Origin of the sequence: Rhizobium sp. LjRoot254, from assembly GCF_964254105.1 — a bacterium.
GTDB lineage: Bacteria > Pseudomonadota > Alphaproteobacteria > Rhizobiales > Rhizobiaceae > Rhizobium_E.
Window position 1 is genome coordinate 5,069,327 of sequence record NZ_CAXUSM020000001.1, and the last position, 20,182, is coordinate 5,089,508.

A 20,182-nucleotide genomic window follows, 5' to 3' on the forward strand; every position below is an offset into this window, starting at 1 on the left:
ATAAGGATGTCGGGGGTGGCGTGATGAAACTGACCAGACTGAGCGACATCAGACGCAAGGAACTGCGCCGCGCGGCGGTGATCGTAATGCGACGGGAAGGCGCGGCCGGCACCACGCTCGAAAAGGTTGCGATCGAGGCAGGCGCTTCAAAGGGCATCCTGCTGCATTATTTCCGCAACAAGCAGGAACTGTTCGAACAGGCGATGCGCGAGGCCAATCTGGCGCTCCGAAATCGGGTGGCCGAAAGAATGAAGCGGGCTGAAACACCGTTCCAGCGGCTATGGGCGGTGATCGACGAGAATCTCGGCGAAAATGCTTATAAGGCGCCCAACGGGCATGCCTGGCTTTCCCTTTGCGCGGAAGCGCCGCGCGAACCGCAACTGGCCCGCATACAGAAGGTCATTCACGCGCGCATGCATTCAAACCTGATGTCGGGACTCGTGCCGCTGATGGGAAAGCCGGACGCCAAACGCCTGGCGCTCAGTCTCTCGGCGCTCATCGACGGACTGTGGGTCAAGCTGGGCATCGGCGATACGACCGTCTCTTCGCGGATGGCACTGGACATGGCCTATCGCTTCCTCGAGGTATCGCTGCCGGAAGAGGCCATGGAGGTCATGCCTGGCGCTTCCGAAAAGCCGGCATGAAAAAGGCGGCTTGCGCCGCCTTTCCGAGGATGATCCTGCGAACGTTACTGCGTCTCGCCGTCGATCTGTGCACCCATCAGGGCGATCGCCTGCTGGTAGACGCTGGCTGCGTTCCAGCCCTGGATCGCGCCGTAGTTCGCCTGGCCCGGCTGATAGCCGCCACCCGCGCTCCAGCCATGACCGCGCAGGAAGTTTGCCGTCGAGGCGAGTGCGTCGTACTTCGAGCCGACCATGTCGATACGGCCGTTGCCGTCGCCATCGACGCCGAATTTCAGCACGTTCTTCGGCAGGAACTGCGTCTGGCCGATTTCGCCATGCGCCGCACCACGTGCGTTGACGGACAGGTTGCCTGCATCGACGAGCTTCAGGGCCGCCATGAACTGATCGGTGAAGTAGTCGGTACGGCGGCAATCGAAGGAGAGTGTCGCCACAGCCGAGAGCGTGTGCTCCCTGCCCATGAAGCCGCCGAAGCCGGTTTCCATGCCCCAGATGGCGATCAGCGGGCCGGCCGGGACGCCATATTGCTGTTCGATCATGGCAAAAAGCTTGGCGTTCTGCGCCTTCATCTTCTTGCCGCGCGAGACGATGGTCGTGGCGCCGCGTTTGCGCAGGAATTCGTTGAGCGAAAGCTTGAAGCTCTTCTGGCCGCGATCGGCGCGGATGGTCGCCTTGCTGTAGGAGACGCTGGCGAGAACCTTGTCGGCGGTCCGTTCACTGACGCCGGCGGAGAGCGCTTCGTTTCTGATCTCCACCTTCCAGTCGTCGAAGCCGGCCGCCGTCTTCGAACAGGACGCCGCCCAGGCTTGAGAGCCACCGGCGCAGATTGCCGTAGCCAATGCGAGTGACACGCATACATTCTTTGCGATGAACATGAAAATCCCTCTTCAGCTTGTCCGCGTTCTGTCTGGATGCTGATTCGCTGGCCGTCTATTAGCAGCGCATCCGGATTCTTCAAGACAAAACCCCGCAAGACAACGTTTCTCGCGGGGGATTTATTCCATCAAGGTTGGCAGAATCTTGTCTTCTGTATCACTTTGCCTTCAGCAGGCCGCGATTGACCATCAATTCGGCGATCTGGATGGCGTTGAGGGCGGCACCCTTGCGCAGGTTGTCGGAGACGACCCAGAGATTCAGGCCATTCTCGACCGTGGCATCCTCGCGGATGCGCGAAATGAAGGTCGCGTCTTCGCCGGCACTTTCGTAAGGCGTGATGTAGCCGCCGTTCTCATGCTTGTCGATGACCTGGCAACCCGGCGCTTCGCGCAGGATGTTGCGGGCTTCCTCGGCAGTGATCTCGCGTTCGAACTCGATATTGACCGATTCCGCATGGCCGATGAAAACGGGCACGCGCACGGCGGTGCAAGTGACCTTGATCGCCGGATCGAGAATCTTCTTGGTCTCGGCCAGTACCTTCCATTCTTCCTTCGTATAGCCGTCTTCCATGAAGCTATCGATATGCGGAATGACGTTGAAGGCGATGCGCTTGGTGAACTTCTTGCTCTCGACCGGATCGGCCACGAAGACGGCGCGGGTCTGGTGGAACAACTCGTCCATGCCTTCCTTGCCGGCGCCTGACACAGACTGGTATGTCGAGACGACGATGCGCTTGATCTTGGCGAAATCATGCAGCGGCTTCAGAGCCACGACCAGCTGGGCCGTCGAGCAGTTGGGGTTGGCGATGATGTTGCGCTTGGAAAAGCCCATGATCGCATCGGGATTGACCTCGGGCACAACAAGCGGCACGTCCTGCTCGTAGCGGAAGGCCGACGAGTTATCGATGACCACGCAGCCCTGCTTGCCGATATGGGGCGAATACTTGAGCGACACGGCGCCACCGGCCGACATGAGGCAGATATCGGTGCCGGCGAAATCGTAGTTCTCGAGGTTCTTGACCTTCAGCGTCTTGTCGCCGAAGGAAACCTCGGTGTTGAGCGAGCGGCTGGATGCCAGCGCCACCACTTCATCGACCGGAAAATCGCGCTCGGACAGGATGTTGAGCATTTCGCGGCCTACATTGCCGGTCGCGCCTACGACTGCTACCTTGAAACCCATTTTACTTCGTCTCTTTCTTCTCTCTCCGCAGGTTGCTTGGAGTTTCGAACCTTACGCGGCATCAGCCCGCGCCGGGTTCCGCTCCCGACCATGAGCCGGGGAGAGAGCGGCGGGCCAGGAACGTCAGACGGTTTTCGTCGTCGTTTTGGTGGCCCGGGTTTTGAATACCGGAGAAAAAAGCGAACGTTCGCCGGATTGGGCATCCAGCGCTGATATGATTTGGCATGCGTTATCGCGGCCGACCATGACAGGTTCCTTTTTCGAAGGGCTTGATGATGGTTTTCCGGTCCAAAGTCAAGTTCCTCGGGGAACGCGGGAGCAATTCTTTTGACGCGCGTGTTTGCCTGGACGAGTGCCGAAAGCGCTGCGCCGCACCTAATACCAAAGTCATAATCCCAAAGCAGCGCTGCCGTTTGTGGCCGAATTCTGGCAGATTCAGCGCCATGCCGTGGAGGAAACCTTGAGGAGGGGGACTGACGGCGCTCAAACTGGAGGATTTTCCAAATGGCTGATATCGCCGTAACTGCCGGTGAAACACGCGCCATGACATCCGAGGAAAAGAAGGTCATCTTCGCTTCCTCGCTCGGCACCGTGTTCGAATGGTACGATTTTTATCTTTATGGTTCACTGGGCGTCTATATCGGTTACGCCTTCTTCAACTCCTACCCGGAAACGACGCGCAACATCTTCGTGCTGCTCGCCTTCGCGGCAGGCTTCCTGGTGCGTCCGTTCGGCGCGTTGGTGTTCGGCCGTCTCGGCGATCTCGTCGGCCGGAAATATACCTTCCTGATCACCATCCTGATCATGGGTCTCTCCACGTTCATCGTCGGCCTCCTGCCAGGCTCGGCGACGCTCGGCATCGCGGCTCCGATCATCCTGCTCGGCCTGCGCATGCTCCAGGGCCTCGCGCTCGGCGGCGAATATGGCGGTGCGGCGACCTATGTGGCGGAACACGCTCCCCACGGACGTCGAGGCTACTACACGTCCTGGATCCAGACGACGGCGACGGGCGGTCTTTTCCTGTCTCTCGTGATTATCCTGATCATCCAGTCGATGATGTCGGCGGATGATTTCGCCGAATGGGGCTGGCGCATTCCGTTCCTGCTGTCTTCGATCCTTCTCGGTGTCTCGGTCTGGATTCGACTGAAGATGAACGAGTCTCCGGCCTTCAAGAAGATGAAGGAAGAGGGCAAGGGCTCCAAGGCGCCGTTGACCGAGGCTTTCGGCCAGTGGAAGAATGCCAAGATCGCCATCCTCGCCCTCGTCGGCGCGGTGATGGGCCAGGCGGTCGTCTGGTATGCCGGTCAGTTCTATGCGCTGTTCTTCCTGCAGAACGTGTTGAAGGTTCCGCTCAAGGACGCCAATATGATGGTCGCGGTCTCGCTCGCCATCGGCACCGGCTTCTTCGTGGTGTTCGGCTGGCTCTCCGACAAGATCGGCCGCAAGCCCATCATCATGGCGGGCCTGCTGCTCGCGGCGCTGACCTACTTCCCGCTGTTCAAGGCACTGACCTATGCAGCGAACCCGGCGCTCTACAATGCACAGGAGACGATCAAGGCGACCGTTACAGCCGATCCGAAGGATTGCTCGTTCCAATTCAACATGACAGGTACCAGCAAGTTCACCACGTCTTGCGACGTAGCGACGGAATTTCTGGCCAAGAACTCGATCTCCTATGATGTTGTGCCCGCTGCCGCAGGAACGGTTGCGAGCGTGAAGATCGGCGATGCGGTCATTCCGAGCTATGTCAATGCCGGTGACGACGCCAAGGCCAACACGGCGAAGTTCCAGAAGGCTGCCTTCACGGCGCTCAAGACTTCCGGCTACCCGCTGATCCGCGCAGCCGCCCTGGTGCCGGAACCGAAGCTCGCGGCCTATGTGGCGGCGAACCCGGAACTCAACCTGACGGTCGACCAGATCAAGGCGACGAAGCCGGAGACGATGGGTGCCGCCAAGATGATCCGTGACAAGCTGGCAACGGCAGCGGAACTGAACGGTGTAATCGAACTGCCGGTCTACAAGGTGCCGGCCGGCGGCGACTTCAAGATCAATGCCGACCCGGCCCAGACCAACTGGTTCCAGGTCATCGCGATCCTGACGGTTCTCGTGATCTACGTCACCATGGTCTACGGCCCAATCGCGGCACTGCTGGTCGAACTCTTCCCGACCCGCATCCGCTACACCGGCATGTCGCTGCCCTATCACATCGGCAACGGCTGGTTCGGCGGCTTCCTGCCCGCGATCGTCTTCGCGCTCAGTGCCTCGGCCGGCAACATCTACTACGGTCTGTGGTACCCGATCGTGATCGCGTCGGTGACCCTGGTGATCGGCACGCTGTTCCTGCGTGAAACCAAGGATCGCGATATCCACGCCACCTGATCCCTGCGAGCCGGGCAAACTGCCCTCCCTCCCGGCGCAAGCGATTGCGCCGGGTTTTTCTTTGTCGCATTTCAGATGATTTCAGATCAGCTTGGCGAGCTTGCCGTCCTTATGGGAGAACACGAGGCCGTGGCGGGCAAAGACGATCGCCATGAGGAAGGCGAACCACATGCCCCAGCCGAAACCCACCAGCACATCAGACGGATAGTGCGCGCCGACAAAAACTCGCGTGAAGGCGAGGTAGAGGCCGATGATCAGGAACGGCCAGCGGAGCGGCGGGTAGAGCAGGGCAAGCGCTGTCCAAAAGGCACCGTCGGTCGTGGCGTGGCCTGAGGGAAAGCTCTCCAAGGCCGAATCGTGCGCGAAGGGATTGAGCGAAAACAATCCGTGATCGCCGAACATTTCCGGCCGTGGCCGGCCGATGGCGCGCTTGACGAGGTTGGAAATCAGCCCTGATATCGCAACAGAGACAAGCACATAGCTGGCCATGGCGATAGCCTGTGCTCCGAGCCGACGGTGGGCTTTATCACTGGAGAACCGTAGCATCAGAATGCCGGCGATGATGACGATCACCGATCCGGTGATGATCCACCAGGACTTGCCGAGATCGGTGAAGAAGCGCGCCGGCTTCCGCATCCAGTCCGGCCAGGCGTCATACATCGACGCGGCATAAGCATCGAGCAGAAAGTACGCCGCGACCGCGAGGGCCGTGACGACCAGGAGCGGCAACACGACGGGCACCGGACGATGGTCCGGTCTGGTGTCGCGATAGTGCCGCCGCATGGCGGCGAAGGGGCCGGGTTTCTTTTCCACGCCGTGGTCAGTCAAAACGGTCCCTTCCCTTCATTCAGGCTGCGAGCTTTTCGAATTCGGCGAGGATCGCATCGCCCATTTCCGATGTGCCGACCTGGCGTGCGCCTTCGGCCATGATGTCGCCGGTGCGGATGCCCTGGTCGAGAACATTGGCAATCGCCTTTTCGAGACGATCGGCTTCGGCGATCATGTTGAACGAATAGCGCAGGCACATGGCGAAGGAGGCGATCATGGCGATCGGGTTGGCAATGCCCTGGCCGGCAATGTCGGGCGCCGAGCCGTGAACGGGCTCGTACATCGCCTTGCGCTTGCCGGTCTTCGGATCGGGCGCGCCGAGCGAGGCGGACGGAAGCATGCCGAGCGAGCCCGTCAGCATCGAGGCGATGTCGGACAGCATGTCGCCGAACAGGTTGTCGGTGACGATAACGTCGAACTGCTTGGGCCAGCGCACCAGCTGCATGCCGCCCGCGTCGGCCAGCATGTGCTCGAGCTTGACGTCGGAGAATTTTTCCTTGTGGATCGCGGTGACCACCTCGTTCCAGAGGACGCCAGACTTCATGACGTTGCGCTTCTCCATCGAGCAGACCTTGTTGTTGCGGGTCCGGGCGAGTTCGAACGCGACTGCCGAGATGCGCTCGATCTCGAACGTATCATAGACCTGGGTGTCGATGCCGCGCTTCTGGCCGTTGCCGAGGTCGATGATCTCCTTCGGCGAACCGAAATAGACACCGCCGGTCAGTTCGCGGACGATCAGGATGTCGAGGCCTTCGACGATCTCCGGCTTCAGCGAGGAGGCGTTCGCCAGCGCCGGATAGCAGATCGCCGGACGGAGATTGGCAAACAGCGCCAGGTCCTTGCGCAGGCGCAGCAGACCCGCCTCAGGCCGTACATCATATGGCACGCCATCCCATTTCGGGCCGCCGACGGCGCCGAACAGCACCGCATCGGCGTCCATCGCCTTGGCCATATCCTCTTCCGAAATCGCCACGCCATGCGCATCGTAAGCCGAGCCGCCGACCAGGCCTTCATCGGTGGCGAAACCGGCGCCGTATTTCTCGTTCATCAGCGTGATGAACTTGCGGACTTCGGCCATGGTTTCCTTGCCGATGCCGTCACCGGGGAGAAGTAAGAGCTTGCGTGTCGTCATGTTCCTGGCTTTCGTGATGTCGCGGATGATGAAGCTGGCCTCGTTTATCCGTGCATCCGGCTGATTTCAAGCGCATTGGCCGAAAAGCGGTACGGTCGATGTAGCGCTGTCGCGACCACTTTCAACCCTCTTGTCATGAGCGGCGACGCGGAATATAGTTGCTCAATACAACTATATTGGATATGATCATGAGTGCAGCGCTTAGACATGCCGACATCCTTTCCGTCCGCGACGCATCACGAAAGATGGTGCGCGAACTCGGCTTCATGCAGCCGACCTTGGCCGAGACCGACCTCTCGCCTTCGGCTGTACATGCGCTCATCGAGATCGGTGATCGCCAGGAGATGACCGCCAACCAATTGGGCCAGGTGTTGCTGCTGGAGAAATCAACGGTCAGCCGTCTTCTCAGCCGGCTCGTGGAGCGCGGACTGGTGATAGAGGCGCCGAGCCGGGCCGATGGCCGCGCCAAGATCCTGTCGCTGACAGATGCCGGTCGCGCGTTGCTCGGCGATATCGATCGCTTCGCCAACCAGAAAGTCGGCCGCGCGCTGCATACCATGAACGCGCAGTCACGCAACCAGGCCGTCGGCGGGCTTTCCGCCTATGCCACGGCCCTGCGGATGATCCGGGCGGCTCCCGACGATAGGGCGTTGCCGGTGGATATCCATGAGGGCTTCCTGCCCGGCGCTATCGGCCGTATCGCCGAAATGCATGGGCGATATTACGCCCGCGACTGGAACATGAGTTCCTTCTTCGAGGCGCGCGTCGCGTCGGGCGTTGCCGAATTCAGCCAGCGCCTCGACCGGCCGATGAATCGGCTGTGGCTGGCGGTACAGGCCGGCGAGATCGTCGGCTCGCTGGCGATCGACGGCGAGGATCTCGGCGACGGCAGGGCGCATCTGAGATGGGTGATCGTCGACGATAGCCTGCGCGGTTCGGGCACGGGGCGACGATTGCTCGCAAGGGCCATCGAATTCTGCGACGCCTACGGCTTCGACGAAATCCACCTCTGGACCTTCAAGGGGCTGGACGCGGCGCGAAAACTCTATGAGTCTGTTGGCTTCGAAGTGATCGAGGAATGGTCCGGTGAGCAATGGGGCCAGCAATTGACGGAGCAGAGGTTTGTGAGGACGTCCACCACGCGCAAAAAGCCTTTCTCAAAATCTTGATTCATTCGACACCTCGCCTTAGCGATGGGCGGAGTGAGCTAAGGCGAGGTTGATTAGGTAATCCATGGTGCAGGAACTGGTTGGAATCGCTGCTGAAGAGGAAAGGTACGTCTGGCCTTTTCATATGCGTGTCATGCACGGCAACTTCTTGTTCTTGGACGCTGCCTCTGAGCGAGACACCTTCATGTCGTCGCTTCTGAAAGTAGCGAGGGAAATCTCGGATGCACAAATTGAGCGACTTCTAAATTCGGGTGATTGGCGCGACCGTCTTTGCGCCCCTTGGTTCATCGGTCTTACATTCAGGGAACAATTCGTTCCCCGGATAGATAAGCTGCTTAGCCAAGGTGGCCATGGACAGGGATATTGCGTGGCGCTGGCACTCATCGGTACTGACGAGTGTGCGGCTGCTTTGCGTCGCTATCTCGACACTCACCTTCCCATCAACGATCAAGAATTTGATCAGGACTGGGCGCTCGGCGCGCTGGCTCTTTTAGAGGGAGAAGTTCCCGCGGAATACTTGAAGCCCGATTTGTGGAAAATCTGGCGATCGGAAAAGGATCCGATGCCAGGGATCAACAGGTTTGCGAAGATAATCGCTTATCTTCGCAGCTATATTTCGCCGCAAGGCAGTTCGCCAGACGCCTGACGACAGCTGGCTGAACAAGACGCTAAGCCTGAACAGTGCGAAAGTACCGATATATTGCGAGAGGGCTCTCTGCACCGCTCCAGCATATCTCCTTGCCAAGCGTCTGACGACGGTCTAAACCTCGCATCGCTCTAACGGGGTGCCTTCGGTCGAATTCGGCCCGGGGCTGAGAGGTGGTCTCCACCAACCCGCGGAACCTGATCCGGCTCATACCGGCGGAGGGATTAGACGCCTGCGAACCAGCGCCCTATTCCCATGTCTATTGGAAACCAAGGAGGCGCTGATGCGCGGAATTTCGCTTATGCTTGCTGCGGCCATGGCCGTATTTTCACCCGTTCTGGCATTCGCCCAAACGCTGACCATCTACACCTATGAAAGCTTCACCTCCGAATGGGGTCCGGGGCCGAAGGTCAAGACCGCCTTCGAGAAAACCTGCGGCTGCACCGTCGAATATGTGAGCCTCGCCGATGGCGTGGCGCTGCTGACGCGGCTGAAGATGGAAGGCGGTGCGACCAGGGCCGACATCGTGCTCGGCCTCGATACCAACCTGATCGAGGAAGCCAAGGCGACAGGTCTTCTGGCTGAGCACGGGATCGATACATCAGGCGTCAAGGTGCCGGGCGATTTCAGCGACCCCGTCTTCGTGCCTTATGACTACGGCCACTTCGCCGTGATCTATGACACGCAGGTGATCAAGAACCCGCCGAAAAGCCTTGGGGAATTGGTCGATGGCAATCCCGACGAGAAGATCGTCCTCGAGGATCCACGCACGTCCACGCCCGGTCTCGGCTTCATCTACTGGATGCGGGCCGTCTATGGCGACCAGACGCCGGAGGCATGGAAGAAGCTCTCGAAGCGCATCCTGACGGTGACGCCCGGCTGGTCGGAGGCCTATGGCCTGTTCACCAAGGGCGAGGCGCCGATGGTGCTCAGCTACACCACTTCGCCGGCTTACCATATGATCGCGGAGAAGAATGACCGCTATCAGGCGGCGGAATTCTCCGAAGGCCATCCTGTTCAAATCGAAGTCGCGGCGATGACCAAGATGGAGAACGAGCAACTGGCACGCAGCTTCCTGAAATTCATAATCAGTCCGGAATTCCAGGATATCATCCCCGAGAACAACTGGATGATGCCGGTGGCAAAGACCTCGACGCCGCTCAATCCGGTGTTCGACCAGCTTGTGCATCCCCAGATCACGCTGTCGATGACGCCGGGTGAATCCGCAAAGGTTCGCAAGGCGTATGTCGACGAATGGCTGGCGGCGACGAGCGGCAAATGATCGAAGCCACTGGCGAAAGACGGTTCTGGGTCAGTGCGGGTGGCGTGGGGCTAACCCTCCTCGCCGCCTTCTGCCTCGCCGCTTTCGCCATGCTTCTGGCAAGCGCGGCCGCCTCGAGCTGGCCGCCCTTCGCCTATCTCGCGCGAATCTTCGTCTTCACCATCGAGCAGGCCGTGCTTTCGACGCTGCTGTCGGTGCTCTTCGCGCTGCCCCTCGTGCTGGCGATGGCCCGGCGGCCGGATTTTCCCGGGCGAAGGTTCGTGCTCGCGCTGATGATCCTGCCGCTCGGCCTGCCGGTGCTGCCGGCGGTCTTCGGGCTGTTGGAAATCTGGGGACGTACCGGACTGGTCAACGATATCGGTGCCGGGCTAGGCTTCTCTAGCCGGCTTTCGATCTATGGCCTGTCGGGTATCCTGCTCGCCCATGTCTTCTTCAACCTGCCGCTCGCGGCGCGGCTGATGCTGAAGGCGCTGGAGCGCGTACCGCGCGATGAATGGCGGCTGGCCGCCAGCGTTGGGCTCCCCCGTTTTTCGCTGTTTCGCTTCGTGGAAATGCCGGCGCTGGTCAGGGTCGTGCCCGGCATTGCGGGGCTGATCTTCATGCTCTGCGTCACCAGCTTCACCATCATCCTGACCCTCGGCGGCGGACCGCAGAATTCGACATTGGAAGTCGCCATCTATCAGGCGCTGAAATTCGAATTCGATCCGGCGCGCGCGATGATCCTGAGTTTCGCGCAATTTGCCCTGACGGCGGTGATCTTCTGGCTGCTTCGGCTGTTTCCCGATCCCGAGGAAGATCGGCGCGGTGCATCGGGACGACCTTTCCGTCCGGACGCACGGCCGGTCGGTGCGCGGATGGCGGATGGCGTGACGCTCGGCGTCTTTCTCGCCTTCGTCGGTGCGCCCGTCCTGGCAATTGTCGTAGCAGGGCTCGGCTCGAACCTCGCCGGATTGCTCGCAGGCCCAAAATTCTGGCAGGCGCTGCGTACCAGCCTGACGATTGCGCTCTCAGCTGGATTGCTCGCGACCATATTGACGTATGCGATGGCGCGCGCTGAGGCGAGTCTGCCCGATGGACCCCGATCCGGTCCGATCAAGCTTCTGTTCCGCTTTCCGGAATTCATGCTGCTTATTCCACCGCTGGCGTTGGGGTCGGGTTGGTTCCTGATCCTGCTCAGTTTCGGCATGGCGGACGGCGCCGGCCCCATTCTCGTGGTGCTGATCAACATGGGCATGGCATTGCCCTTTGCGGCGCGGATCATTGCGCCGGAACTCACCACGCATCTCAAGCGAACGGCCAGGCTCTCCGCGAGCCTCGGCATTTCAGGGTTTGCGCGGTTCCGGGTCGTGGACTGGCCGGTCATGCGGGCGCCGCTGTTGACCGCATTTTCTTTTGCCGCGGCGCTGTCGTTCGGCGATCTCGGCGCGGTGGCTCTCTTCGGTTCGGATAACTTCATCACGCTGCCCTCGCTGCTTTACGCCAGCCTCGGCAGCTACCGGTCGACGGATGCCGCGGGATTGTCGCTGATCCTTGGTGTGATCTGCTTCCTGCTGACGCTGCCCTCGGTCAGGCTGGAAAGTTCAAGTGCTGGAGACGACGCATGACACCCGAGATCAGGCTCGACAATGTCACGATCGGCTATGAGGGGCGGCGTTTCGTCTATGACCTTGCGCTCTCGGGCGGCGGCATCGTCGCCGTGGCAGGGCCGTCGGGGGCAGGCAAGTCGACGATGTTTCATCTGATCGCCGGCTTCGTCGCGCCGGATGCCGGCAGTGTAGTGCTAGACGGCAGCGACATGATTGGCCGCAGCCCGGGCGAGCGGCCGCTCACTTATATATTCCAGGACCACAATCTCTTCGCGCATCTCGATGTCGCGACCAATATCGCGCTCGGCATATCGCCACGGCTGAAGCTGTCGCCCGAACAATCCCAGGAGATTTCGGAGGCGCTCACCAAAGTCGGGCTCGCCGGCTTCGAAAAGCGCATGCCCCAGGCGCTTTCTGGTGGCGAGAGGCAGCGCGTTGCTTTTGCCCGCGCGCTGGTGCGGCATCGGCCGTTCCTGCTGCTCGATGAGCCCTTTGCGAGCTTGGACGAGGATTTGCGGCAAGCCATGGGCGATCTCGTCGTAGACCTGCAGCGCGAGAGCGGAATGATGGTGCTGATGATCAGCCACGACATCAGGGAAATCACGAGAATCGCCGGCCGCGTGATCGAGATTCGCGATGGCCGGATCGGCTTTTCCGGAAGCCGGGACAAATGGTTGGCGACACGTGGACAGCGACACTGAATTTCGCTTCAAGCCTCAAAAAGGGCGGAATCAAATCCCAGATTCGCCCCGATCTCCGATAATTTGTGCTATGCAAAAAGAGTTGAAATCGGATAATGGTGCCTCGTTGGTGAAGGACCCACCACGATTGAAAAGGACAGGGCTCTGCGCTTTACGCCTTCCATGACCGAAATCAATTCTGCAACGGCCGGTTTGCCCCTTCACAAAAGGGCGCGCACGGCGTTGGCGAGCCGTGTCCTATCGGTGGTTGCGGCCTCGGTGCTGCTTTCAGGTTGTGAGAGCCTTCTCGACACCTATGAGCCAAGCGTCGCCCCGTCCAACAAGCCGCAGATCGTCGACGAGGTCCAGAAGAACGATCCGCGCGCCGAGATGGGCGCGCGCGAGCATCCGCGCATCGTCGCCTCCTATGGCGGCGAATACCGCGATGTGAAGACCGAGCAGCTCGTGGCGCGAATCACCGGCGCACTGACGCAGGTTTCGGAAAACCCGAACCAGTCCTATCGCATCACGATCCTAAATTCCCCGGCGATCAACGCCTTCGCGCTGCCGGGCGGCTATGTCTATGTCACGCGCGGCTTGCTGGCGCTCGCGACCGACGCGTCGGAAGTGGCCGCCGTGCTCAGCCACGAAATGGCGCACGTCACCGCCAATCACGGCATCGAGCGCCAGAGGCAGGAAGAGGCGGCGGTGATCGAAAGCCGCGTCGTGGCCGAGGTTCTCTCGTCGCCGATCGCCGGCAAACAAGCCATTGCCCGGCAGAAGCTGCGGCTCGCGGCCTTTTCCCGCAACCAGGAACTGCAGGCCGATGTGATCGGCGTCCGGATGCTGGGCGAGGCCGGATACGACCCTTACGCGGCCGCGCGTTTCCTCGATGCCATGGGCGCCTATAGCAGGTTCAACGCATCGCTCGCCGATTCCGATCCGAGCATGGACTTCCTGTCGAGCCATCCCTCGACGCCGCAACGCGTCGAACTCGCCCGTCGCCATGCGCGTGCCTTCGGCATGGACGGCAAGGTGGGCGACAAGGGCACGAACTACTTCCTCGACGGCATCGACGGCCTGCTCTATGGCGACAGCCCGCAAGAAGGCTATGTGCGCGGGCAGACCTTCCTGCATGCCAACCTGGCGATCCGCTTCGAGGTGCCGGCCGGTTTCCGCATTGACAACAAGGCCGAAGCCGTCATGGCGACCGGTCCCGGCGATATCGCGGTGCGCTTCGATCTGGTCGATGACAAGGCCGGCGGCAGCCTGACGGATTATATCGGCAGCGGCTGGGTGACCGGGTTGCAGCCCGAGACGATCCGCTCCGGCTTTGTCAACGGCATGCCCGCAGCCACCGCACGCGCCTCCGCCGACCGCTGGGACTTCGACGTGACCGTGGTGCGCAACGGGCAGAAGATCTACCGCTTCCTCACGGCGGTGCCGACTGGCAGGGCCGACGAACTTACGGCGACCGCCTCCAAGCTGCGCACGACCTTCCGGCGCATGAGCCCGGGTGAGGCCGCCAAGCTCAAGCCACTGCGCATACGGGTGGTCACGGTCCAGACGGGCGAGACGGTGCAGACCATGTCCAATCGTATGCTCGGCACGGACCGCAAGGTCGAACTGTTCCGGCTGCTCAACGGCCTGCCGATCGGCGCCAACCTGACGGTTGGTCAGCGCGTGAAGATCGTGGCGGAGTAAGGCCTCCGGCCCGTATTACGTTCTCACAGCTCGCCTCTACTCGTCATCATCCAGATCCTTATAGCCCAAACCATCGGATTCCAGTTCGAAGCGCTTTCCTTCCGGCGCGTGGAGATATCCCAGAATTCCCGGGTCATAGTTGAATATCGTTTCGACGCGATAAACACCGTGCTTGGCGGTGTCATTCATGTATGCTTCATCCTCGTCACCAGCCAGGAACCGCCATCCGGTGTCCAGCTTGTCGATGGGCTCCTCGCGGTACATGTAGCCGACACGAGCCCCGTCGACAGTGATACGATCAGTGGCGATACAACCACCGCCCCACTCAGGCAACTCGACGAACTCAGATATAGGTTTGTAGTTCTTATCGGCCATGCACGCCTCCCGATTGCGCCGATTATTTCACCGACCTGATCATCAGCCAACAAAAAACCCGGCTTTGTGCGAGCCGGGTTTTTGCATGCGGGTTTGCGAAAAGCCTCAAGCGGCCTCTTCGTGTTCCTCTTCCTCCATCTTGCCGGCGCGGCGCGGGCTCTTGGCGAGGTTGGTTTCGACGAGGCGGACGGCTTCGGTCTCGGACATCTTGTTGACGGCAGCGATTTCGCGGGCCATGCGGTCGAGAGCCTGTTCATAGAGCTGACGCTCGGAATAGGACTGTTCCGGCTGGTTCTCGGCGCGGAAGAGGTCGCGGACCACTTCGGCAATGGAAATCAGATCGCCGGAATTGATCTTTGCATCATATTCCTGCGCCCGGCGCGACCACATGGTGCGCTTGATACGGGCCTTACCCTGAACGACCTTGAGCGCGCGCTCGACGAAGTCGGTCTCGGACAGCTTGCGCATGCCAATGCTCACGGCCTTCGCGACCGGAACCTTGAGGCGCATCTTGTCCTTTTCGAAATCGATCACGAAAAGCTCAAGCTTCATGCCTGCAACTTCCTGTTCCTCGATCGCGGTGATCGTGCCGACACCGTGTGCCGGATAAACGATCGATTCACCGGTCTTGAAGCCCTGGCGCGTTGCAGTCTTTTTGATCTGGGTTGTCATGCTTTTCACAAACTCCCTTAACACTCCCGGAATACCGGGTGGCCTCATTGGGCCGGGATGGGGCGGATGCCCGCGATAGTATCTGACTGAAACCTCTAATTTCGTGCAAACAAAACTTAGCTGCGGCGCAAATGAAACCGGCTACCTGACGGGTGCATTTTCAAAAGAACCGCATTTGGGGATCATTGCTTTCGTGATTCAGGACGCTCGGCGCCCCGCTCGGGATCAGTGACGTTGTATCTAGCACAAAAAACCGTGGAAATCAATAATTTGCTTCAAGGGCCGCAAAGCTGCGCCTTGCGACCGTCACAAATGGTAAAGCCCGTTACCTCCACGGTGAACCAAATCGGCGCCTGTCGTTAGAGATTTCTTTACGAAACCTGCGAGGGGCAAACGCCACGCTCGCGGAACTGTTCCGGGCGAAAACGGAATTTCTTGTCCCTGGTTTTGTCAGTCGCCGGAGCCGGGCTTGTCGGAAAAATATTTATCGAACTTGTCCTCGACGCCGTCGAAGTCCTTGGCGTCGGGCGGAGACTCTTTCTTCTGGGTGATGTTGGGCCAGATGGAAGCGAAATCAGCGTTTACTTTCAGCCACTTGTCCAGGCCGGACTCGGTATCGGGCTTGATTGCCTCGGCGGGACATTCGGGCTCGCATACACCGCAATCGATGCATTCGTCCGGATGGATGACGAGGAAGTTCTCGCCCTCATAGAAGCAATCGACGGGGCATACCTCGACGCAGTCGGTGTACTTGCACTTGATGCAGTTGTCGGTCACGACATATGTCATGTGACGCTCCAGAGAATTGTCTTTTGTTCCAACGGCGTCGGGGCCGCCGGTTTGACCCGTCCACTATCGGCTTTGCGTGATGTTGGCAAGCTGAGGAAAGGCCAAAGCGGCATTGCAAAATATGCATTCCTGCAATGCAACATGCATCTTTCATGTGCGACATTCAGTCGCCGCCGAACGAATCCCGTCCCCGCAGCCGATCGAGATCGCGCCGGTCCTTCTTTTCGGGCCGTCCGGCACCGGGAACGCGTTGCGCCTGCTCGAATGGCGTCAGCTTCTCCGGCGGCGGCGACTGGTCTTCGTAGAGGAGCTTTGCTTCCTCGTAGGGACCCCGGCGTTCGCCTGGCGCCTTGACCACCAGAACGTAGGTGCGGCGCTCGACGATCACCTCGAGCCGGTCGTCGATCTTGACCTCGGCGCTCGGCCGGCGGACCTTCTCGCCGTTGACCGAGACATGGCCTGCCTCGATCAGGCCCTGAGCCAGCGTGCGCGACTTGGCGATCCTGGCGAAGAACAGCCATTTATCGATACGCTGCCGGGCCGATGGCGCCTGGTCCATCCTACTTCTTCATCTGTTCCTTCAGGATCGCGAGCTTGGCGAAGGGCGAATCCGGATCGACCGGTTTATCCTTGCGCGGCGGACGCGCCTCGAAGTTCTGGTTCTGCGGCTTTCCGTGACGCTCGGGGCGCGGTCCGCGATCCTGACGATCGCCGTTGCGGTCATTGCGATCGTTGTTGTTGCGCGGACGGTTGTCGTTGCGGTTCTGGCGCGGCTGGTCGGTTTGGCCGCCGGGCTGTCCGGCACGGGCCTCGCGCGGACGGTTGTTGTCCTTGCGCTCCTCATTGCCATTGCCGCGATTGCGGTTCGGCTGCCGGTTTTCGCCGGTGCGCTCCGGCCGGCGTGCGCCGTCGGCGGGTGCTCCACCTTCGCGGCGCTGACCACCCTCACGACGATGGTTGCGATTTTGCTGTTCCGGCTTGCCGCCACCCGGACGCCAGAGCAGGACACGCTTTTCTTCAGGGGTCTCGGTTGCGGCAGCCGCGTCGGTTGATGCTTCCGCAGCAGGTTCAGTTCCGGTCTCGGCGTCGACAACTTCGGCCTTCGGCTCGTCGGCAGGTGTTTCCGCGGCCGCAGTGCCTTCGACACTTGCCTCGGCGGCAACAACGGCGTCTTCCGTGATGGTCTCGGCTTCGGCTGGTGCATCCGTCGATTCGGCAGCGGCTACTTCAACCTTTGCTTCCTCCGTCGCAGTTTCCTCGACCTTGGTTTCCAAGGCCGCGGCACCTTCGACAGCAGCCTCAGCAGCAGAATCAGCGTCTGCGGAAGCAGACTCGGTCGCAACGGTCGCGTCTGCAGTCTCTACAGCGGCTGGAGCAGCCGGCGCGGGCGCCGATGCAGCGAGATGCGCGGAGGCCTCGTCGGCAGTCACGCTGTCGGCGCGGTAGCCGAGGCCCTTGAGAATCTCTTCCATGTCGTCGGCCGTGGCGCCGAGGATCGAAAGCATCGCCGGCGTCGCGATGAAGCGGCGACCGTCATAGGCGCCGTCGGGACGGTTTGCAGCGCCCGGCTTCCATTGCAGAAGCGGGCGGATGAGATCGGCGAGGCGCTCGAGGATATCGATGCGCACGGCGCGCTTGCCGAGGAACCGGAAGCCGGCGAGGCGATAGAAGTTGCGCTCATAGGTATGGTCGGTGACAATCGAGGTCCGTCCGGCGGCGAGTGCGGGGATCAGGTCGCCGTAGCCGGGCTTGTCGAGTGCATCGTTCTTGAGCGCCCAGAGCAGCGTGATCAGTTCGGCGGGCGCCGGCTTCAGCAGTGCCGGCATGAAGACATGGTAGGCGCCGAACCGGATGCCGTATTTGCGCATCGAGGCGCGGCCCTCCTGGTCGAGCGCCTTCACCTCTTCGGTAATGTCGCGACGGAACAGTACGCCGAGATTTTCAGCGATCTGGTAGGCCAGGCCCTTGGCGATGCCCTGTAGATCCTCGGCGCGTGTCAGGTCGTCGAGCGGCTTGAGCACCGTTGCGATATGATGATTGATGAAGCGCTCGATGCGGGCCTGCACATGTTCGCGGGCATGACCCGAAAGCAGCTCATCGGCGAGCAGGACCACGCGCGGACGCATGATGTGATCCGATGGCGTCAGCCGTCCCACAGGTTCGCCGAGCCAACGCACGAGCCCATCGCTCGATAGTGCCAGATCGTTGTTGCCGGCGGCATGCAGGCGTGCTGCACGGGCCTCGAACTCGAGTGCGAGCGCCTTGCTCGCCGCGTTCTCGACCGCCTTCAGGTCCTGTCCGTCGGTACTGCCGACCAGCGTGAACCGGAAACCGGATAGCTGCCCCACATGATGTCCTTCAACAAAGACATCGCCATTCACACTGATTTCCGCTTCAAGCATCGTATTCTCTCTCAGGCGCTTCATGAGCACAGATGTCCTGCGATCAACGAAGCGATTGGTCAACCTCTCATGCAACGCGTCGGACAGTCGGTCCTCTATATCGCGCGTTTTTTCCTGCCAGTGTGCCGGATCTGCAAGCCAGCCCGGCCGGTTGGACACATAGGTCCAAGTCCTGATTTGCGCAATACGCGCTGATAACGTATCGATTTCACCATCGGTCCTGTCGGCCCGGCGAACCTGCTCGGACATGAAGCTTTCATCGACGGCGCCGCGGCGAACGATGTCCTTGTATATCGCCGCCACCAGATCCGAATGCTGGAGCGAGGTGATACGCCGGTAATCCGGAAGCGCGCAAATCTCCCAGAGCTTTTCCACCCTTTCGCGCGACGTGGCAAGCGGCAAAATATCAGGGTAGCGCGACAGATGTTCCAGCGCCTGGAAATCGTCCGAGGGCAATGCCTTGGTCAGGCCAAAAATGCGCGGCGCCGCCTCGAGGCTCGCCTTGAGCGTGGCAAGGGTCGAATAGTCGAGCACCTTGGACCGCCACTGCATGACTTTCACATTGTCGAATTCATGGCTTTCGATGCGCTTGACCAGCTCATCGTCGAAGGGCCGCGTCTGGCCCGTCACGCCGAAAGTGCCATCCCGGAGATGCCGGCCTGCGCGGCCGGCGATCTGGCCGAGTTCGCCGGCATTCAGGTTGCGATACTGGAAGCCATCGTATTTGCGGTCCTGGGCGAAAGCGACATGATCGACATCGAGGTTGAGCCCCATGCCGATGGCGTCGGTCGCGACGATATATTCGACGTCGCCCGCCTGGTAGAGTTCCACCTGCTTGTTGCGGGTGCGCGGCGACAGCGCGCCGATAACGACGGCGGCACCGCCGCGCTGGCGCTTGACCAGTTCGGCGATCGCATAGACCTCGTCGGCCGAGAAGGCGACGATGGCCGAGCGATGCGGCAAGCGGGTGATCTTCTTCGATCCGGCATAGAAGAGCTGCGACAGGCGCGGCCGCTCGACCACGTTGATGCCCGGCAGGACCTTGGTGAGGATCGGCTTCATCGTCGCGGCACCCAGCAGCAGCGTCTCCTCGCGGCCCCGCAGGTGCAGTATGCGATCAGTGAAGACATGGCCGCGTTCGAAATCGCCGGCGAGCTGGACCTCGTCGATGGCGACGAAGGCCGCCTTGGTCTCGTCGGGCATGGCCTCGACGGTGCAGACGGAAAAGCGGGCGTTGGGTGGGGCGATCTTCTCTTCGCCGGTGATCAGCGCGACATTGGCAGCGCCGACCTTGTCGACCAGCCGGCCATAGACTTCGCGTGCCAGAAGCCTGAGAGGCAGGCCGATCACACCCGATGAATGGGCCACCATGCGCTCGATCGCGTAGTGGGTCTTACCGGTATTGGTCGGGCCAAGCACCGCGGTGACGCCGCGGCCGCTCAAGTTCTGGGGATCGGATTTCAAGGGGTCCAGTCCATTTCATGGGAGTCCGGCCAGGCGCCGGACCTTGGAAAGCGGCAATCCATGCATCCGCTTCATTGCAATTGCAAGTCAAAGTCTACCTGGGACGCGTCCAACGGTGCCATTTGTCGCCCGTTCATAATTGATTAATGATAAAAATCAGCACTCTGGCAAGTTTTGGAACACTCTCGGAACGAATCGGCGACGAATCGCTGACTCACTGTCGTTCGGCGTTTGTTCTATACCACATATAGTGTCTTTGGTCCTTCGCTTTGCAATAGGCTGAATCCGTTGGCTTTTCCTGGTCAACTGTCGATCCGCCCGCCGATGGGGGCAAAATATGGCGTCAAACGCCACCTCGAATTATGGTTAATATTTTGT

Annotated in this window: 17 protein-coding genes and 1 riboswitch; of the genes, 8 read left to right on the forward strand and 9 right to left on the reverse strand. The window is 60.7% G+C overall.

The window, feature by feature from the left end:
* The first annotated feature begins 23 nt into the window (after nucleotides 1-23).
* The gene (gene betI / locus ACSQ26_RS24990; RefSeq protein ID WP_436013736.1) at nucleotides 24-644 is read left to right on the forward strand and encodes a transcriptional regulator BetI; all 621 of its coding nucleotides are present in this window, start codon (nucleotides 24-26) and stop codon (nucleotides 642-644) included.
* Nucleotides 645-688: 44 nt separating this feature from the next.
* Here betI and ACSQ26_RS24995 read toward each other — a convergent pair whose 3' ends face one another.
* Together ACSQ26_RS24995 and ACSQ26_RS25000 are read right to left on the reverse strand one after the other, a co-directional pair.
* Nucleotides 689-1,516, reverse strand: a complete 828-nt coding sequence (locus ACSQ26_RS24995; protein ID WP_436013738.1) for a lytic murein transglycosylase — start codon at nucleotides 1,514-1,516, stop codon at nucleotides 689-691.
* A gap of 157 nt (nucleotides 1,517-1,673) precedes the next feature.
* A complete protein-coding gene (locus ACSQ26_RS25000) occupies nucleotides 1,674-2,696 on the reverse strand; it encodes an aspartate-semialdehyde dehydrogenase (RefSeq protein WP_436013740.1) in 1,023 nt (340 codons plus the stop codon).
* A gap of 504 nt (nucleotides 2,697-3,200) precedes the next feature.
* Between ACSQ26_RS25000 and ACSQ26_RS25005 the strand changes: the two genes are divergently transcribed.
* Complete coding sequence (locus ACSQ26_RS25005; protein WP_436013742.1) at nucleotides 3,201-5,075, forward strand: MFS transporter; 1,875 nt, start codon at nucleotides 3,201-3,203, stop codon at nucleotides 5,073-5,075.
* An 81-nt stretch (nucleotides 5,076-5,156) separates the two neighbouring features.
* Here the strand turns inward: ACSQ26_RS25005 and ACSQ26_RS25010 are convergent, their stop codons facing one another.
* Together ACSQ26_RS25010 and leuB are read right to left on the reverse strand one after the other, a co-directional pair.
* Nucleotides 5,157-5,903 (reverse strand): phosphatase PAP2 family protein, encoded by a 747-nt coding sequence (locus ACSQ26_RS25010; protein WP_436013744.1) that lies wholly within the window; start codon nucleotides 5,901-5,903, stop codon nucleotides 5,157-5,159.
* A 19-nt stretch (nucleotides 5,904-5,922) separates the two neighbouring features.
* Nucleotides 5,923-7,035 (reverse strand): 3-isopropylmalate dehydrogenase, encoded by a 1,113-nt coding sequence (gene leuB / locus ACSQ26_RS25015; RefSeq protein ID WP_436013746.1) that lies wholly within the window; start codon nucleotides 7,033-7,035, stop codon nucleotides 5,923-5,925.
* Between the two features lie 188 nt (nucleotides 7,036-7,223).
* Between leuB and ACSQ26_RS25020 the strand changes: the two genes are divergently transcribed.
* From ACSQ26_RS25020 to ACSQ26_RS25045, 6 genes are all read left to right on the forward strand, one after another.
* Complete coding sequence (locus ACSQ26_RS25020) at nucleotides 7,224-8,204, forward strand: bifunctional helix-turn-helix transcriptional regulator/GNAT family N-acetyltransferase (RefSeq protein WP_436013748.1); 981 nt, start codon at nucleotides 7,224-7,226, stop codon at nucleotides 8,202-8,204.
* A 64-nt stretch (nucleotides 8,205-8,268) separates the two neighbouring features.
* Nucleotides 8,269-8,850 carry a DUF6000 family protein gene (locus ACSQ26_RS25025; RefSeq protein ID WP_436013750.1) on the forward strand — a complete coding sequence of 194 codons (582 nt, stop codon included), beginning with the start codon at nucleotides 8,269-8,271 and terminating at the stop codon, nucleotides 8,848-8,850.
* 125 nt (nucleotides 8,851-8,975) lie between these two features.
* Nucleotides 8,976-9,091: riboswitch (TPP riboswitch) on the forward strand.
* A 60-nt stretch (nucleotides 9,092-9,151) separates the two neighbouring features.
* Nucleotides 9,152-10,132, forward strand: a complete 981-nt coding sequence (thiB, locus tag ACSQ26_RS25030; protein WP_436015463.1) for a thiamine ABC transporter substrate binding subunit — start codon at nucleotides 9,152-9,154, stop codon at nucleotides 10,130-10,132.
* Entirely contained in the window at nucleotides 10,129-11,736 is a 1,608-nt protein-coding gene (thiP, locus tag ACSQ26_RS25035; protein ID WP_436013752.1) for a thiamine/thiamine pyrophosphate ABC transporter permease, read from the forward strand. Before thiB ends, thiP begins: the two co-directional genes overlap by 4 nt.
* Entirely contained in the window at nucleotides 11,733-12,419 is a 687-nt protein-coding gene (locus ACSQ26_RS25040) for a thiamine ABC transporter ATP-binding protein (RefSeq protein WP_436013754.1), read from the forward strand. The genes thiP and ACSQ26_RS25040 overlap by 4 nt, the downstream gene beginning before the upstream one ends.
* A 162-nt stretch (nucleotides 12,420-12,581) precedes the next feature.
* Nucleotides 12,582-14,102: a M48 family metalloprotease gene (locus ACSQ26_RS25045; RefSeq protein ID WP_436013756.1), complete on the forward strand. Its 1,521-nt coding sequence runs from the start codon at nucleotides 12,582-12,584 to the stop codon at nucleotides 14,100-14,102.
* 36 nt (nucleotides 14,103-14,138) lie between these two features.
* Here ACSQ26_RS25045 and ACSQ26_RS25050 read toward each other — a convergent pair whose 3' ends face one another.
* The 5 genes from ACSQ26_RS25050 to ACSQ26_RS25070 form a co-directional block, all read right to left on the reverse strand.
* Entirely contained in the window at nucleotides 14,139-14,477 is a 339-nt protein-coding gene (locus ACSQ26_RS25050) for a DUF2185 domain-containing protein (protein ID WP_436013758.1), read from the reverse strand.
* Between the two features lie 105 nt (nucleotides 14,478-14,582).
* Entirely contained in the window at nucleotides 14,583-15,149 is a 567-nt protein-coding gene (locus ACSQ26_RS25055; RefSeq protein ID WP_436013760.1) for a CarD family transcriptional regulator, read from the reverse strand.
* Between the two features lie 450 nt (nucleotides 15,150-15,599).
* On the reverse strand, nucleotides 15,600-15,938 hold the full coding sequence (gene fdxA, locus ACSQ26_RS25060; RefSeq protein ID WP_436013762.1) for a ferredoxin FdxA: 339 nt from the start codon (nucleotides 15,936-15,938) through the stop codon (nucleotides 15,600-15,602).
* 163 nt (nucleotides 15,939-16,101) lie between these two features.
* Nucleotides 16,102-16,497 carry an RNA-binding S4 domain-containing protein gene (locus ACSQ26_RS25065; protein WP_436013764.1) on the reverse strand — a complete coding sequence of 132 codons (396 nt, stop codon included), beginning with the start codon at nucleotides 16,495-16,497 and terminating at the stop codon, nucleotides 16,102-16,104.
* A gap of 1 nt (nucleotide 16,498) precedes the next feature.
* Nucleotides 16,499-19,813, reverse strand: a complete 3,315-nt coding sequence (locus tag ACSQ26_RS25070; protein ID WP_436015465.1) for a helicase-related protein — start codon at nucleotides 19,811-19,813, stop codon at nucleotides 16,499-16,501.
* Nucleotides 19,814-20,182: the final 369 nt, after the last annotated feature.

What these genes read in the sequence shown, in the direction of transcription:
- ACSQ26_RS25005 (WP_436013742.1), top strand. Translation starts at nt 3,201, where the DNA reads ATGGCTGATATCGCCGTAACTGCCGGTGAAACACGCGCCATGACATCC.
- ACSQ26_RS25020 (WP_436013748.1), top strand. Translation starts at nt 7,224, where the DNA reads ATGAGTGCAGCGCTTAGACATGCCGACATCCTTTCCGTCCGCGACGCA.
- ACSQ26_RS25050 (WP_436013758.1), bottom strand. Translation starts at nt 14,477, where the DNA reads ATGGCCGATAAGAACTACAAACCTATATCTGAGTTCGTCGAGTTGCCT.
- thiP (WP_436013752.1), top strand. Translation starts at nt 10,129, where the DNA reads ATGATCGAAGCCACTGGCGAAAGACGGTTCTGGGTCAGTGCGGGTGGC.
- ACSQ26_RS25040 (WP_436013754.1), top strand. Translation starts at nt 11,733, where the DNA reads ATGACACCCGAGATCAGGCTCGACAATGTCACGATCGGCTATGAGGGG.
- betI (WP_436013736.1), top strand. Translation starts at nt 24, where the DNA reads ATGAAACTGACCAGACTGAGCGACATCAGACGCAAGGAACTGCGCCGC.
- leuB (WP_436013746.1), bottom strand. Translation starts at nt 7,035, where the DNA reads ATGACGACACGCAAGCTCTTACTTCTCCCCGGTGACGGCATCGGCAAG.
- thiB (WP_436015463.1), top strand. Translation starts at nt 9,152, where the DNA reads ATGCTTGCTGCGGCCATGGCCGTATTTTCACCCGTTCTGGCATTCGCC.
- ACSQ26_RS25045 (WP_436013756.1), top strand. Translation starts at nt 12,582, where the DNA reads ATGACCGAAATCAATTCTGCAACGGCCGGTTTGCCCCTTCACAAAAGG.
- ACSQ26_RS24995 (WP_436013738.1), bottom strand. Translation starts at nt 1,516, where the DNA reads ATGTTCATCGCAAAGAATGTATGCGTGTCACTCGCATTGGCTACGGCA.
- ACSQ26_RS25065 (WP_436013764.1), bottom strand. Translation starts at nt 16,497, where the DNA reads ATGGACCAGGCGCCATCGGCCCGGCAGCGTATCGATAAATGGCTGTTC.
- ACSQ26_RS25055 (WP_436013760.1), bottom strand. Translation starts at nt 15,149, where the DNA reads ATGACAACCCAGATCAAAAAGACTGCAACGCGCCAGGGCTTCAAGACC.
- ACSQ26_RS25000 (WP_436013740.1), bottom strand. Translation starts at nt 2,696, where the DNA reads ATGGGTTTCAAGGTAGCAGTCGTAGGCGCGACCGGCAATGTAGGCCGC.
- fdxA (WP_436013762.1), bottom strand. Translation starts at nt 15,938, where the DNA reads ATGACATATGTCGTGACCGACAACTGCATCAAGTGCAAGTACACCGAC.
- ACSQ26_RS25025 (WP_436013750.1), top strand. Translation starts at nt 8,269, where the DNA reads ATGGTGCAGGAACTGGTTGGAATCGCTGCTGAAGAGGAAAGGTACGTC.